Origin of the sequence: Janthinobacterium sp. 64, assembly GCF_002813325.1 — a bacterium.
Taxonomy (GTDB): domain Bacteria; phylum Pseudomonadota; class Gammaproteobacteria; order Burkholderiales; family Burkholderiaceae_D; genus Janthinobacterium.
The window spans coordinates 3,830,362-3,844,219 of record NZ_PHUG01000001.1; the positions used below are offsets into that span (position 1 = coordinate 3,830,362).

Genomic DNA, 13,858 nt, shown 5'->3' on the forward strand with positions numbered 1-13,858 from the left:
CTCACAAGGAATGGTGTGAGCGCTTACTCTGAAAACACGATTAGGACAGCATGGCTACGAAAAAATTAAAAGGACTGGGTCGCGGACTCGACGCCCTCCTGGGCGGCGGCGGCGACTTTGCCAGCCCGGACACGCATCAACCCTCCAGCTTGCCCGTGTCGCAAATGCAAGCCGGTAAATACCAGCCGCGCACGCGCATGGACGAGGGGGCCTTGAATGAACTGGCCGCCTCGATCAAGGCGCAAGGGCTGATGCAACCGATCCTGGTGCGCCCGATCGGGCAAGACACCCTGAGCGGGCTTGTCAAATATGAAATCATCGCCGGCGAACGCCGTTTCCGCGCTTCACAGCTGGCCGGACTGACGGAAGTGCCGGTGCTGGTGCGCGATGTGGACGACCTGGCCGCCGCCGCCATGGCGCTGATCGAGAATATCCAGCGCGAAGACCTGAACCCGCTGGAAGAGGCGCAGGGCATCCATCGCCTGATCGCCGACTTCAGTTTCACGCATGAGCAAGCGGCCACTGCGCTGGGACGCTCGCGCAGCGCGGTGTCGAACCTGCTGCGCCTGATGAACCTGGCCAGTCCCGTGCAGACCATGCTGATGGCCGGCGATATCGACATGGGCCATGCGCGCGCCTTGCTGGCCGTCGATGCGGCCAGCCAGATCACCTTGGCCAACCAGGTCGTGGCCAAGCGCCTGTCGGTGCGCGAAACGGAAAAGCTCGTCACCCGCACGGTCGAGGAAGCGGCCAACCCGGTCGAACCGCGGCAAAAGGAAAAGTCCGGCGACATCGCGCGCCTGGAAGAAGAGCTGTCCGATGCGCTGGCCACGCCCGTGGTGTTCAAAATGGGCAACAAAGGCCGTGGCCAATTGGTGATCGATTTTGCCGATCTTGACGTGCTCGATGGCTTGTTGACCCGCTTGCGTGGTTAAATAGCAAGCTGCAAAGACATGGGGAATGCGGTGTGGACAATCCGGCCATGCTTTCCAGATGCACCACGTGATTCCTTGATAACACGGCTGGAAGCGGCCAGACAAGCGACTTTGCCATATAGTGGTGCAAATGGTGGCGAATAGTCGGTAAAGCGTCAGTTTCACGCCGCAATCGCCCTGCTGCGGTGCAGCAACGTTTGACTCTATAGATCAAAGCCAACTATAATCCCGTGTCTTTGCGTGTGTAGATTTTTCTGGGAACCTGGCAATTGAGTGATTCACAACAAAGTATTGCCAAGCCCGTCTACAAAGTAGTTGCCTTGCAGCTAGCAATCGTGATCAGCTTTGCCACGCTCACCGTGTTTTTCGGTGGTAGTGTCAGAGGATGGTCCGCCGCATGCGGCGGTGCGATCGCTGTCGCCGGCAGTCTGGCGTATGCCTTGCTGGTCGTTCGCGGTAGTAGCGACGCCAAAAAGGCTTTTCGCGCGCACTTGCGTGCGGAAATGGTGAAAATATTTATTACAGCGGTGCTGTTTATATTGGCACTGGTGTTGTTTCAGTCGGCCGCCTGGTTATGGCTGATCTTGGGTTTCGCGGTGGCAACCTTAGCATACTGGTTTTCATTGCTCGCTGTTTAATCATTGGTTTTGGAGCCTGTTGTGCTCTGAAACGACAAATCTAAATTCATTATGACCACAGAACACGCTATTGAAGCGGGCCATGCTGCCCCGGCCAACGCCACAGAATACATCAGCCACCACTTGACCCACTTGAAAAGCGCCGATGGCGCCTTCAATCTGGACACCTTCTGGGTGTCTGCCATCATGGGCTTTGTTTTCCTTGCCGTTTTCTACATGGCTTCGCGCCGCGCGACGGCCGGTGTTCCTGGCAAACTGCAAAACTTCGTCGAAATGATCATGGAAATGGTCAATGAGACTATTAATGGGGCCTTCCACGCAAAAAGCAAGATCATCGCGCCGCTGGCCATCACGATTTTCGTGTGGGTCTGGTTGTTGAACGCCATGGACTTCTTGCCGGTGGACCTGCTGCCGACGGTGTTGAGCTGGTTTGGCGTGCACAAGCTGCGCGTGGTGCCGACCGCCGACGTGAACCATACTTTTGGCATGTCGTTGTCGGTCGTTCTGTGCATTATCGCGTTTTCCATCAAGGCCAAGGGTCTGGGCGGCTGGATCAAGGAATTGTTTACCGCGCCTTTCCATGCAAGTGGCATCATCGGCACGATCTTGTTGGCACCAGTTAATTTCTTGCTGCAAATGGTTGAGTTGGTTGCAAAACTGATCTCCCTGTCGCTGCGACTGTTCGGCAATATGTATGCCGGCGAGCTGATTTTCATCTTGATCGCGTTGTTGCCTTGGTGGGCACAGTGGGCGTTGGGTGGTCCATGGGCAATTTTCCATATCTTGATTGTAACTTTGCAAGCTTTTGTGTTTATGGCGTTGACGGTTGTGTATCTGAGCCTTGCGGTTGAGAAACATTAATCAGCAACTTTATATTTTGTTTTTTTAGTATCTTTCGTTTTTAAATTTAGGAGAATTTTATGCAAGCTCTGATCGCACAAGTACAAAGCATGACCGTTCTGGCAGCAGCAATCATCATCGGCCTGGCCGCAATCGGCACCGCTCTGGGCTTCGCTATTCTGGGTGGCAAATTCCTGGAAGCTTCGGCACGTCAACCAGAACTGATGCCACAACTGCAAACCAAACTGTTCGTTATCGCTGGTCTGCTGGATGCTATCTCGATGATCGGCGTTGGTATCGCTCTGCTGTACACGTTCGCTAACCCGTTCCTGGCTCCATTGATGGCTGCTGTTGCTCAGTAATTCGCTCCAATCCTAGGAGAAACTTTTAGTCAGGAGCAAAGGTATGGACATCAATATGTCGCTCATCGGCCAGATGATCACCTTCGCGGTGTTGGTCTGGGTATCGATGAAGTTCGTATTTCCAGCGCTGAACACAGCGCTGGATGAGCGTGCCAAACGAATCGCGGATGGATTGGCTGCGGCCGATCAAGGTCAGGCTTCGATGGCTGTCGCTGAAAAGCGTGCGCAAGAGGCATTGAACAGTGCACGTGAAGAAGCGTCGCAACGCGTTGCGGACGCTGAAAAGCGCGCGCAGCTGGTTGCTGAAGAGATCAAGCAAAATGCACAAGCTGAAGCGGCGCGTATCATTGCGCAAGCCCAGTCGGACGCGGAACAGCAACTGTCGAAAGCACGCGAACAATTGCGCGCTCAGGTGGCTGACCTGGCTGTCAAGGGTGCCGAGCAGATCTTGAAGCGTGAAGTCAACGCTACGGCGCATGCCGAAATGTTGCAGCGTCTTGCTGTCGAGCTGTAATCATGGCAGAACTCGCAACCGTCGCCCGTCCCTACGCGGAAGCTTTGTTCCGCGTAGCCCAAGCTGGTAAGGAGTCAAGCAACCTCGCGGCGTGGTCCGAACTGGTGTCTGAACTGGCACAGATCGGTAGCCACCCCGAGGTACAGGCGTACGCGCGCAATCCGAAAGTTTCGGAAAGCGACGTCGCCGCCACCATCCTGTCGTTGTTGAAATCGCCGCTCAATGAGGAAGTCAAAAACTTCGTCACGTTGTTGATCGAAAATGGCCGCATCAGCCTGCTGCCGGAAATCGGCGCGCAATTCCATGCCTTGAAAAATGGCCTGGAAGGTGCGGCTGACGCCGAGATCACGAGCGCTTTCGATCTGAGCGAAGGCCAAACGGCCGAGCTGGTCGCAACGCTGGAAAAGAAATTCAGTCGTAAGCTCAACCCTGCCGTCACAGTGGATCCATCGCTGCTCGGCGGCGTGCGCGTGGTCGTAGGCGACCAAGTGCTCGATACCTCGGTGCGCGCCAAGTTGCAGCAACTGCACGCTGCACTGGTGTCGTAAGACACGCGCTTCGGCAGGCCAGCTTAGACAGACCCTTACCCCTCGCGCAAGCTGAGAGAAACACTTTTAGGAGTTAGTATGCAACTCAACCCATCTGAAATCAGCGAGTTGATCAAGAGCCGGATCCAAGGTCTTGACGGCGGCGCTGAAGTGCGTAATCAAGGCACGGTTATTTCCGTCGCCGACGGTATCTGCCGCATCCACGGTTTGTCTGACGTGATGCAAGGCGAGATGCTGGAATTCCCAGGCAACACGTTTGGCCTGGCAATGAATCTGGAACGCGACTCCGTCGGTTCCGTGATTCTGGGTGCCTACGAGCACATCTCCGAAGGCGACACGGTGAAATGCACCGGCCGCATTCTGGAAGTGCCAATTGGTCCTGAGCTGCTCGGCCGCGTTGTCAACGCGCTGGGTCAGCCAATCGACGGCAAAGGCGCCATCGACACGAAACTGACGGCCGCGATTGAAAAAATCGCTCCGGGCGTGATCGCCCGTGAGTCCGTTTCGCAACCAATGCAAACCGGCCTGAAGTCGATCGATGCGATGGTTCCAGTTGGCCGCGGCCAGCGCGAACTGATCATCGGCGACCGTCAAACCGGCAAGTCGGCTGTGGCGATTGATGCGATCATCAATCAAAAAGGCCAGGGCATGAAATGTATCTACGTCGCGATTGGCCAAAAAGCCTCGTCGATCAAGAACATCGTGCGCTCGCTGGAACAGCACGGCGCGATGGAATACACCATCGTTGTCGCCGCTTCCGCTTCGGAATCGGCCGCCATGCAATACATCTCGCCGTACTCCGGTTGCGCCATGGGCGAATACTTCCGTGACCGCGGTGAAGATGCACTGATCGTCTACGATGATCTGTCCAAACAAGCTGTTGCATACCGTCAAATCTCGCTGCTGCTGCGCCGTCCACCAGGTCGCGAAGCGTACCCAGGCGACGTGTTCTACCTGCACAGCCGCCTGCTGGAACGCGCAGCACGCGTGAACGCCGACTACGTCGAGAAGTTCACCGACGGCGCCGTCAAAGGCAAGACCGGTTCCCTGACGGCACTGCCGATCATTGAAACGCAAGCTGGCGACGTGTCCGCATTCGTTCCAACCAACGTGATTTCGATTACCGACGGTCAGATCTTCCTGGAAACCTCGCTGTTCAACGCCGGTATCCGTCCTGCAATTAACGCCGGTATTTCCGTATCGCGCGTCGGTGGCGCCGCCCAGACCAAGGTCATCAAAAACCTGTCCGGCGGTATCCGTACCGACTTGGCGCAGTACCGTGAATTGGCCGCGTTTGCGCAGTTCGCATCCGACCTCGATGAATCGACCCGCAAGCAGCTGGACCGTGGTGCCCGCGTCACGGAATTGCTCAAGCAAGCCCAGTACTCGCCACTGTCGATCTCGCTGATGGCCGTATCGCTGTTCTCGGTGAACAAAGGCTTCATGGACGACGTGCCAGTCAAGCAAGTGCTGTCGTTCGAAGCTGGTGTCCACGCTTACATGAAGACCAAGCAAGCTGCTCTGCTGGCCAAGATCGAAGAAACCAAGCAACTCGACAAAGACAGCGAAGCAACTCTGTCGGCGGCCATTGCTGATTTCAAGAAATCCGGCGCATATTAAGCGGCCAGGCGGCGCCCACCTCGAGTGAGGCGCCGCCCTACGCGCAGAAGGAGTAAGGACTCATGGCATCAAGCAAAGAGATACGAGGCAAGATCAAGAGCGTAGAGAATACGAAGAAGATCACCAAGGCGATGGAAATGGTCGCCGCGTCCAAAATGCGCAAGGCGCAAGACCGGATGCGGGCCGCTCGTCCCTATAGTGACAAGATTCGGAATATCGCCGCCAATCTGGCGAATGCCAATCCGGAATACACGCACCCGTTCCTGGCAGCTGCCCAGGGTACGCAAGCGAAGGCAGTGGGTTTCATCGTTGTGACGACCGACAAGGGTCTGTGCGGCGGCATGAATACCAACATCCTGCGCCAGGTGACGAGCAAGTCGCGCGAGCTGGAAGCAGCTGGCAACCGGATTGAAGCAGTTGCCATCGGTAACAAGGGTTTGGGTTTTTTGAATCGCATCGGCGTCAAGATCGTCGCCTCTGCCATTCAAACCGGTGATACGCCCCACCTGGAAAAATTGATCGGACCCGTCAAGGTCATGCTCGAAGAGTTCCAGGCTGGCAAGCTCGACGCAGTGTACCTGTGCTACACCAAATTCATCAACACGATGAAGCAGGAACCAGTGGTCGAACAGCTGCTGCCATTGACGGCCGACAAAATGGTCGCCGACAAGAGCGCACACTCGTGGGATTACATCTACGAGCCGGATGCACAAAGCATCATCGACGAATTGCTGGAGCGCTATGTAGAAGCGCTGGTGTACCAGGCAGTCGCGGAGAATCTGGCGTCCGAGCAATCGGCACGGATGGTCGCGATGAAAGCTGCAAGCGACAACGCGGGTAGTGTGATCGGCGAACTGAAGCTGATCTACAACAAAACCCGCCAAGCTGCGATTACCAAAGAACTCTCCGAAATCGTCGCCGGTGCGGCTGCGGTTTAAACGAATTTAACTATATTGAAGGAACGAACATGGCTGATGGCAAAATCGTTCAGTGTATCGGCGCTGTGGTGGACGTTGAGTTTCCCCGCAACGCGATGCCTAAGGTATTTGATGCCTTGAAGATGGCAGGCTCGGAACTGACCCTGGAAGTACAACAGCAGTTGGGCGACGGCATTGTCCGTACCATTGCACTCGGCACGTCCGATGGCTTGCGTCGCGGCATGATGATCCAGAATACCGGCAAACCTATCATGGTGCCAGTCGGTAAAGCAACCCTGGGTCGCATCATGGACGTGCTGGGCAACCCGATCGACGAATGCGGCCCAGTGTCGCACGAGCAAGTCGCGTCGATCCACCGCACCGCTCCTGCATACGACGAACTGTCGCCATCGCAAGAACTGCTGGAAACCGGCATCAAGGTGATCGACCTGGTTTGCCCGTTTGCAAAAGGCGGTAAAGTTGGTCTGTTCGGCGGCGCTGGCGTAGGCAAGACCGTCAACATGATGGAATTGATTAACAACATCGCCAAAGCGCACAGCGGCGTGTCCGTGTTCGCCGGTGTGGGTGAGCGTACGCGTGAAGGTAACGACTTCTACCACGAGATGGCTGACGCGAAAGTGGTCGATCTGGAAAATCCAGAGAACTCCAAAGTGGCGATGGTCTACGGTCAGATGAATGAACCGCCAGGTAACCGTCTGCGCGTTGCGCTGACCGGCCTGACGATCGCTGAATCGTTCCGTGATGAAGGCAAAGACGTTCTGTTCTTCGTCGACAACATCTACCGCTTCACGCTGGCTGGTACCGAAGTGTCGGCACTGCTGGGCCGTATGCCGTCGGCTGTGGGTTACCAACCGACCCTGGCTGAAGAAATGGGCCGTCTGCAAGAGCGTATCACGTCGACCAAGACCGGTTCGATCACCTCGATCCAGGCCGTCTACGTTCCTGCCGATGATTACACCGATCCGTCGCCTGCTACCACGTTTGCTCACTTGGATTCGACCGTTGCGCTGTCGCGTGACATCGCTTCCCTGGGTATCTACCCAGCCGTGGATCCACTCGACTCGACCTCGCGTCAGCTCGATCCGTTGATCGTTGGTCAAGAGCACTATGACACCGCGCGTGCCGTGCAAACGACCCTGCAACGCTACAAGGAATTGCGCGACATTATCGCGATTCTGGGTATGGACGAGCTGGCACCGGAAGACAAACTGCTGGTTGCCCGCGCACGTAAGATGCAGCGTTTCCTGTCGCAGCCTTTCCACGTCGCTGAAGTCTTTACCGGCGCGCCTGGTAAATACGTTTCGCTCAAAGACACGATCAAGGGCTTCAAAATGATCGCTTCGGGCGAACTCGATCACCTGCCGGAACAAGCGTTCTACATGGTCGGCACGATCGAAGAAGCAATCGAAAAAGCCAAGAAACTTAACTAAGTTAAGTCTGGGCCTAACCCCGCCCCTCAAAAGGCGGGGTTCTTCAACCCGATAGGACACACATGGCACACACAATTCACGTTGACGTGGTTTCCGCTGAAGAACTGATTTTTTCAGGTGAAGCAGAATTCGTCGCGTTGCCGGGTGAACAAGGCGAGCTGGGTATCTACCCACGCCACACGCCTTTGATTACCCGCATCCGTCCGGGCGCGGTCCGCATCAAGGTAGTCGGCCAGGCTGAAGAAGAGTTCGTCTTCGTTGCCGGCGGCCTGCTGGAAGTGCAACCGGATACCGTGACCGTTCTGGCCGATACCGCGATCCGCGGTCACGACCTCGACGAAGCGAAAGCGCTGGAAGCGAAGAAGTTGGCGGAAGAAAATATCCACAACAAGGATTCGGGCATCGACTACGCGCAAGCGCAAGCCGAGCTGGCCAGCGCGATTGCGCAACTGGCAGCGATCCAGAAGCTGCGCAAGATGTAATCCATCTGCGCCGCACAAGAAAGGCAGCCTTCGGGCTGCCTTTTTTTTATGCAGAAATCAGCGGCGCTTGTCCTTGCCCCTTTCCAGTCCCGCCTTCAATACCGTCTTCCACCTGGCGCGCGCGGCGATGCGCTCGAGCGGCGTTGCCTCGCCACGGCGGGCGTCGCGCAGCAGCTTGTGATAATTGCGCAAGCGGTCCCCATCGACGGTGCCCCGTACGGCGCAACCGGGCTCGCTGGCGTGCCGGCAGTCGCGGAACTGGCACGTCGCCGCGAGCGCCGCGATGTCGTCAAACGTGGCCGCCAGAGTATCCGCATCGGCATCGGCCTGCCAGCTGCGCAAGCCCGGCGTGTCGATGATGCAGGCGCCGCTGGCGCACAGGTGCAGCGAGCGGGCCGTCGTCGTGTGGCGGCCGCGCCCGTCGCCATGGCGCACGCCATTGGTCGCCTGTCCTGTCGCGCACAAGGTATTGGTCAGGCTGGACTTGCCGGCGCCCGATGACCCGAGCAGCACCAGGGTCTGGCCTGCACCCAGCCAGGGTTCCAGGATGGCCACGTCATAGGCATGGCGCGTGTCGATGGCAAACAGGGGCACGTGGGGCGGCAGACGCTGTCTGAGCTGCGCCAGCTTGCCCGGCACGTCGTCGGCCACGTCGGCCTTGCTCAGTACCACCACGGGCGTCACTTGCGCCGCCAGCACGATGGACAGATAGCGCTCCAGGCGGCGCGGATTGAAGTCTTCGTCCAGTCCCATCACCAGCAAGGCCGTATCGACATTGCTGGCGAGCAGTTGGCGGCGGCCGTCATTGCCGCGCCGGGCGATTTGCGTGACTGGGGATAAGTGCGCCGTTATCCACAGCGTGCCGTGACCATCGTGTTCGGCGGCGACCCAGTCGCCGACAGTAAGAATATTGTCCTGCGCCTGCAGCTGATGCAGCAGGCGCGGCAGGATCTGCGCCGGGTGTTCCAAGGTGCCGTCGTGCACGCCGATGCTGTCGCGGTGCACGGCGCAAACGCGCAGCAGCTGCGTGGCGGGGGAGGAGAGTTCGAGTTGGGTGGCTGCGCTGGCGATGGCCTGCTGCAGCCCGATAAGGCGTAGTTGCGCAAAATCGAATGCGATCATGGTAGCGTGATTCCAGTTTTTGTCGTCCAAATGTGGACGTGTAGCCTGCGCGTGCAGGCACCGCCAGTCGTCATGACTGGCACGAAAGAAGGGGAACGTCGGCTACGCGATCACGCGTATGGGGAGTTGCGGGCTAAGGGACTTAGCGGGGAAAAACGGTGATCAGGCAGCCGACAGCACGGCAATATCCGAATGGCGCATGTTGTCTACTCCTCAAGTGTGATGGAAAACCCCAGTGTGCCAGCGGCGCGCGCCGCCGTCAACGGAAGGTGTGGCTCAGCTGCACATGCCGTAAGCCTGGCGCTCGGGGAAGTAGCGGTAGGTAAACGTGCGCACCGGATAGCGCTTGCCAGCGACGAGCATGTCGGGCATGGATAAATCAAAGCGCTGCGGCAGCTGGCGCGGCAGTTGCAATCGCAAGCGCCACTGCGTCTCGGTGCTCGAACCGACGGCGGAAAACATGATGGGCAGCTGCTCGATGACGTCGACGATTTCCGCCTTGCGGCTCACGCCGCGCTGGTAAATGGTCAGCACTTTCGCTTCGGCGAAGGGCGGCTTTTTCGGCTCTTCCAGCAGGAAGGACAGGCGCGTGAAACTGGCTTGCGTGCCGATGGGAAGCGTAAAAATCAGCGCCAGCTCCGTGCCGCCTTCCTTCAGGGTGACGGGTGGCGTGGCATACACGCTGATACCGCGCGGCAGCTCGAAGCGTGAACCCTCCGTCCACGTCTTGCACTCGGGCGTGGTGGCCTGGTACAGGCTGGGCGCCGTGTAGTCGTTGCAGGCGGAAACCAGCAGCAGCAGGGGCAGGGCAAGCAGGGCGGAACGGCGCATGGAAGTCACGGTTGGAAGATGAGCCGACAGTGTAAGCGATCCCCCCGCGATCCACCAGCGGGCTTATGCCTGCCCGGGTGGCGCGCGCCGCACGGACTGCAGCTGGCAGTGCGCCGCCTGCAGCGCATCCTTGATGGCATCGAGCGCCAGTTGCGGCCGCGCCGCGCCGCACATGAAGATATCGACGGCGGCAAAGCCGCATTCCGGCCACGTGTGGATGGAGATATGCGACTCGGCCAGCAGCACCACGCCGGTGACGCCCTGGCCGGCGCCAAAGCTGTGGAAATGGCTGTGCAGCACCTGTGCGCCAGCCGTGATGGCTGCATCGCGCAGCAGGCGTTCGAGCGCGGCGCCGTCGCGCAGGCGTTCCGGCACGATACCCGACAAATCGGCCAGCAAGTGGGTGCCCAGGGGCAGATGCGGTGTGGCTGTCATGCTTACTTGTGGCTGCCGCCGCTGGAGCCGCCGCCATAGCTGCCGCCGCCGCTGCCCGTGCGCGAACTCCAGCTGCTGCCGCTGCTGCTGCCGGCTACCTTGAACATGCGCACCCAGTTGGCGGCCGTGACGGAAAACGTCACCATCAAGGCATAGATCACGTATTTACTCATGGGGGATTCTTTGCATTCTTGTCGAGAAAAGCGGCGGGCAGGAACAACGCCAGGCAGCCCAGCAAACTCCACATCAGGGTGCTGGAGAACGAGACAAACATCGGGATCGCATTCAGGACCAGCACGATGACGATGAAGACCTTGGCGATGCCACGGTGGCTCAGCTGGATATTCGTCGTTTTGCTGGCGCCATGGAAGGCGGCGCCGAACCAGGCGGCCATCTGGTCATAGGCGACGGGCACGGAGCGCGACCAGGTCATTTCTTCGCCGGTGAGCTCCGCTGCCAGTTTGGTCTGTCCCTGCTCGAATTCATAGACGCGCGTGCTGTCGCCGACGGCCACTTTCCAGTTGAAGGCGCCCGCCGCGTACACCACCTGCGAGCCGTAGTCATACAGTTTGCGGTAGGTGGCGCCATCGAGCGTGCAGGTGGCGGCGTCCAGCGAGGCCCAGTTGGGCCAGTTCGGCAGCACGTTTGAGCGCGACCAGCCATCGTCCGTTTCCACCAGCCAGAAGAAGCCGGCGCGCGCGTTGTACAGCAGGTATTCGTTCCACTCGCTGCCTTCGTCGTCGGCGCGGCGCATCATGCCGATCACCGTAAAGTCGGCATTGCTGATCTTCGCGCTGGCGCCCAGTTCCAGCGTGATGTCGGCGTTGTCGTGCACTTGCTTGCCGATGGCCAGCACCTGCGCTTCCGGGCCGCTGGCGTCGAGCTGCGCATGGCAGGCGGGGCACACGAGTTGCGCCGCCGCACCCGGTACATATTTGATGCCGCTGCCGCAGGACGGGCAGTCGAGCGCATCGAGCTTGCCGCGGTACTTGCCGGCGCTTTTGGCGATGGCGTCATCATCGCGCAGCAGCTGGCACTTTAAACTGTCCAGGGTGACGGCGACGCCTTGGTAGACGACCGGTTGCGGACCATCCGTGTAGTCGAGCGTGACAAAGCTGGCGTAGTTGCGGAAGTCCGCCACCTGGATGCGCCAGCCGGCGCCCACCTTGAACGGCAGCTCGCCCTGACCGGCGATGCATTCGGCGCTGCGGATCTCGGCCGCCGTGTACGGCTCGCCGCAGAGCGTATAGCGCTTGCCCGGCGCCAGCTCGCCAAAGACGGGTAAGCTACCTTGCGTGCTGCGCTCGCGCGTCAAGGTGTACAGGCCGGACGAGTCGCCCAGCCACGCCGTGCTGGCGTCATCGAACAGCAGATACCACTCGTTCCACGTGCCGGCGCTGTAGCGCTGCTGGATGCGCCCGACGACCGTGAAGTGCAGGCCGTCGTGCACGCCGGCCGTGCCGATCTGGATAGGTGAATAGTCTTCCAGGACGGCCGACATCTTGCCCATGTCCCTGACGGAATCGGCGTCCTTGAGGATGGTGCTGTGGCAGTACTCGCACACGGCGAGCACGGAAGCGTGCGAGCGGAAGCGGACTTCCGCGCCGCAGCTGGGACAGGAAACAGTTTGCATGCAGTCGTATTTCGCTCTAATCAGCCGATCAGTTTTTTCAGCAGTTCAGCCTTGGCGCCGTCGTAGTCGGCCGGCGAAATGAGACCCTTGTCGAGCAGGCCCTTGAGTTTTTCCAGGCGCGCCTCGATCGGCTCTTCCACTGGCGCGGGTGGCGCCGCCGGAGCCGGGGCTGGCTGCTGCAGCGCGCCACCCATGCTTTGCGCCATCACCTGGCCGATCGACAGCCCGGCGCCGAGGCCCGCGCCGATGCCGGCCATGCCGCCTTCGTTTTGCGCCGCCAGCGGGATCGCGTTGGCCACCTGGAATTTGGTGTAGCCGCTCATCTTGTCGGCGCCCAGGCCGCCCTTCATGCCGGCCGAGATGCGCTCGTCGAGCGCCGCCTGCAATTCCTCGGGCAGGCTGATGCTGGCCACGTTGAACTCATCGAGGCCCACGCCATAGCGGGCAAACGCCTGCGCCAGGCCATCCTTGACTTCCTGCGCCATCAGCGCCTGGTTGGCCGCCATGTCGAGGAAGGGGACGTGCGCGCCGCCCAGCGAGCTGGCCATGCTCGACATCAGAATGCCGCGCAACTGATCTTCCACCTCGTCGCGCGTATAGATTTCGCGCGTGCCGCTGATTTCGGTGAAGAAGGTGCGGGCGTCGGCGATGCGGTACGAGTACATGCCGAAGGCGCGCACGCGGATCATGTCGAAATCCTTGTCGCGGATGGTGATCGGCTGCGGCGTGCCCCACTTGCGGCCAGTCTGCACGCGGGTGCTGAAGTAATACACGTCAGACTTGAAGGGCGAGTCGAACAGCTTGTCCCAGTTTTTAAGGTTGGTCAGCAGCGGTAATGTTTGTGTCGTCAGCTTGTGCGTGCCGGGACCGAAGACGTCGGCGATCTTGCCTTCATTGACGAAGACGGCGACCTGCGATTCGCGCACATTCAGGATGGCGCCGTTCTGGATCTCGAAATCCTGCATGGGGAAGCGCCAGGCCAGCACGCCTTCCGTTTCTTCGTTCCACTGCAGTACGTCGATAAACTGCTTCTTGATAAAGCTGCCGAGGCTCATGATGGATATCCTTGAATAAGATAAAGCGGTGTCAGGAAATGCAGGCGGCGTTGATGGCGCCGATCGACAGGGAAATGGCGCCCAGCAGGCCGCCGAAAGCGCTGTTGTTCGATTCGATCTGGTCTTTCGACATGCGCAGCAAGCGCGTGGTGACCACATAGGCGAGCAATTGCACCACCATGGCACCGAAGGCCCAGGCGAAGAATTGCTGGTAGTCGGCCGTGTGCATCAGGGACGAGGCGATGGTGGCGGAAAAGCCCAGCAGCGCGCCGCTCAGCGACAGGGCCGCCGCCTGGTTGCCCTGGCGGATCAGCAGCACTTCCTTATACGGCGTGACGCGCGTGTAGATGATAAAAAAGGCAATCAGCAGCGCGGCGGCCAGTAAAAGATGGATCAGATAGTTTAGGATGGCGGGCACGGCTTTCCTCGCAATGAGTATTTGATAACGTCAACGCATATTAGAACAAAAAAAGTC

17 protein-coding genes are annotated in these 13,858 nt (G+C 59.2%); 10 read left to right on the forward strand and 7 right to left on the reverse strand.

The features are described 5' to 3' along the window. Positions 1-50: 50 nt before the first annotated feature. The 10 genes from CLU91_RS16790 to CLU91_RS16835 all read left to right on the forward strand — a co-directional run bounded on the left by CLU91_RS16790 (position 51) and on the right by CLU91_RS16835 (position 8,307). Positions 51-935, forward strand: coding sequence for a ParB/RepB/Spo0J family partition protein (locus CLU91_RS16790; RefSeq protein ID WP_099761160.1), 885 nt, complete (start codon positions 51-53; stop codon positions 933-935). A 269-nt stretch (positions 936-1,204) separates the two neighbouring features. After that, positions 1,205-1,573, forward strand: a complete 369-nt coding sequence (locus CLU91_RS16795) for an ATP synthase subunit I (RefSeq protein WP_100875073.1) — start codon at positions 1,205-1,207, stop codon at positions 1,571-1,573. Between the two features lie 51 nt (positions 1,574-1,624). Next, a complete protein-coding gene (gene atpB / locus CLU91_RS16800) occupies positions 1,625-2,434 on the forward strand; it encodes a F0F1 ATP synthase subunit A (protein WP_100875074.1) in 810 nt (269 codons plus the stop codon). A gap of 59 nt (positions 2,435-2,493) precedes the next feature. Next, a complete protein-coding gene (gene atpE / locus CLU91_RS16805; RefSeq protein ID WP_010393790.1) occupies positions 2,494-2,775 on the forward strand; it encodes a F0F1 ATP synthase subunit C in 282 nt (93 codons plus the stop codon). Between the two features lie 43 nt (positions 2,776-2,818). Next, positions 2,819-3,289 carry a F0F1 ATP synthase subunit B gene (locus tag CLU91_RS16810; RefSeq protein WP_096232952.1) on the forward strand — a complete coding sequence of 157 codons (471 nt, stop codon included), beginning with the start codon at positions 2,819-2,821 and terminating at the stop codon, positions 3,287-3,289. Positions 3,290-3,291: 2 nt separating this feature from the next. Continuing rightward, complete coding sequence (locus tag CLU91_RS16815; protein ID WP_071080008.1) at positions 3,292-3,837, forward strand: F0F1 ATP synthase subunit delta; 546 nt, start codon at positions 3,292-3,294, stop codon at positions 3,835-3,837. A 78-nt stretch (positions 3,838-3,915) separates the two neighbouring features. After that, the gene (atpA, locus tag CLU91_RS16820) at positions 3,916-5,457 is read left to right on the forward strand and encodes a F0F1 ATP synthase subunit alpha (protein ID WP_071080007.1); all 1,542 of its coding nucleotides are present in this window, start codon (positions 3,916-3,918) and stop codon (positions 5,455-5,457) included. 62 nt (positions 5,458-5,519) lie between these two features. Then, positions 5,520-6,395: a F0F1 ATP synthase subunit gamma gene (atpG, locus tag CLU91_RS16825; protein WP_035823466.1), complete on the forward strand. Its 876-nt coding sequence runs from the start codon at positions 5,520-5,522 to the stop codon at positions 6,393-6,395. A 29-nt stretch (positions 6,396-6,424) separates the two neighbouring features. Further along, positions 6,425-7,825: a F0F1 ATP synthase subunit beta gene (atpD, locus tag CLU91_RS16830; RefSeq protein ID WP_071080005.1), complete on the forward strand. Its 1,401-nt coding sequence runs from the start codon at positions 6,425-6,427 to the stop codon at positions 7,823-7,825. Between the two features lie 62 nt (positions 7,826-7,887). Continuing rightward, positions 7,888-8,307 carry a F0F1 ATP synthase subunit epsilon gene (locus CLU91_RS16835; protein ID WP_034752707.1) on the forward strand — a complete coding sequence of 140 codons (420 nt, stop codon included), beginning with the start codon at positions 7,888-7,890 and terminating at the stop codon, positions 8,305-8,307. A gap of 57 nt (positions 8,308-8,364) precedes the next feature. Here the strand turns inward: CLU91_RS16835 and rsgA are convergent, their stop codons facing one another. From rsgA to CLU91_RS16865, 7 genes are all read right to left on the reverse strand, one after another. Further along, on the reverse strand, positions 8,365-9,429 hold the full coding sequence (rsgA, locus tag CLU91_RS16840) for a ribosome small subunit-dependent GTPase A (protein ID WP_100875075.1): 1,065 nt from the start codon (positions 9,427-9,429) through the stop codon (positions 8,365-8,367). A gap of 276 nt (positions 9,430-9,705) precedes the next feature. Next, positions 9,706-10,260, reverse strand: a complete 555-nt coding sequence (locus tag CLU91_RS16845) for a hypothetical protein (protein ID WP_100875076.1) — start codon at positions 10,258-10,260, stop codon at positions 9,706-9,708. A gap of 63 nt (positions 10,261-10,323) precedes the next feature. Then, positions 10,324-10,695: an adenosylmethionine decarboxylase gene (gene speD, locus CLU91_RS16850; RefSeq protein ID WP_100875077.1), complete on the reverse strand. Its 372-nt coding sequence runs from the start codon at positions 10,693-10,695 to the stop codon at positions 10,324-10,326. A gap of 2 nt (positions 10,696-10,697) precedes the next feature. Then, complete coding sequence (locus tag CLU91_RS27910; RefSeq protein WP_157814714.1) at positions 10,698-10,868, reverse strand: hypothetical protein; 171 nt, start codon at positions 10,866-10,868, stop codon at positions 10,698-10,700. Next, on the reverse strand, positions 10,865-12,328 hold the full coding sequence (locus CLU91_RS16855) for a DUF4178 domain-containing protein (RefSeq protein ID WP_100875078.1): 1,464 nt from the start codon (positions 12,326-12,328) through the stop codon (positions 10,865-10,867). Before CLU91_RS16855 ends, CLU91_RS27910 begins: the two co-directional genes overlap by 4 nt. 20 nt (positions 12,329-12,348) lie before the next feature. Next, on the reverse strand, positions 12,349-13,383 hold the full coding sequence (locus tag CLU91_RS16860; protein ID WP_100875079.1) for an SPFH domain-containing protein: 1,035 nt from the start codon (positions 13,381-13,383) through the stop codon (positions 12,349-12,351). A gap of 31 nt (positions 13,384-13,414) precedes the next feature. Beyond that, positions 13,415-13,801 (reverse strand): DUF350 domain-containing protein, encoded by a 387-nt coding sequence (locus tag CLU91_RS16865; protein ID WP_100875080.1) that lies wholly within the window; start codon positions 13,799-13,801, stop codon positions 13,415-13,417. Positions 13,802-13,858: the final 57 nt, after the last annotated feature.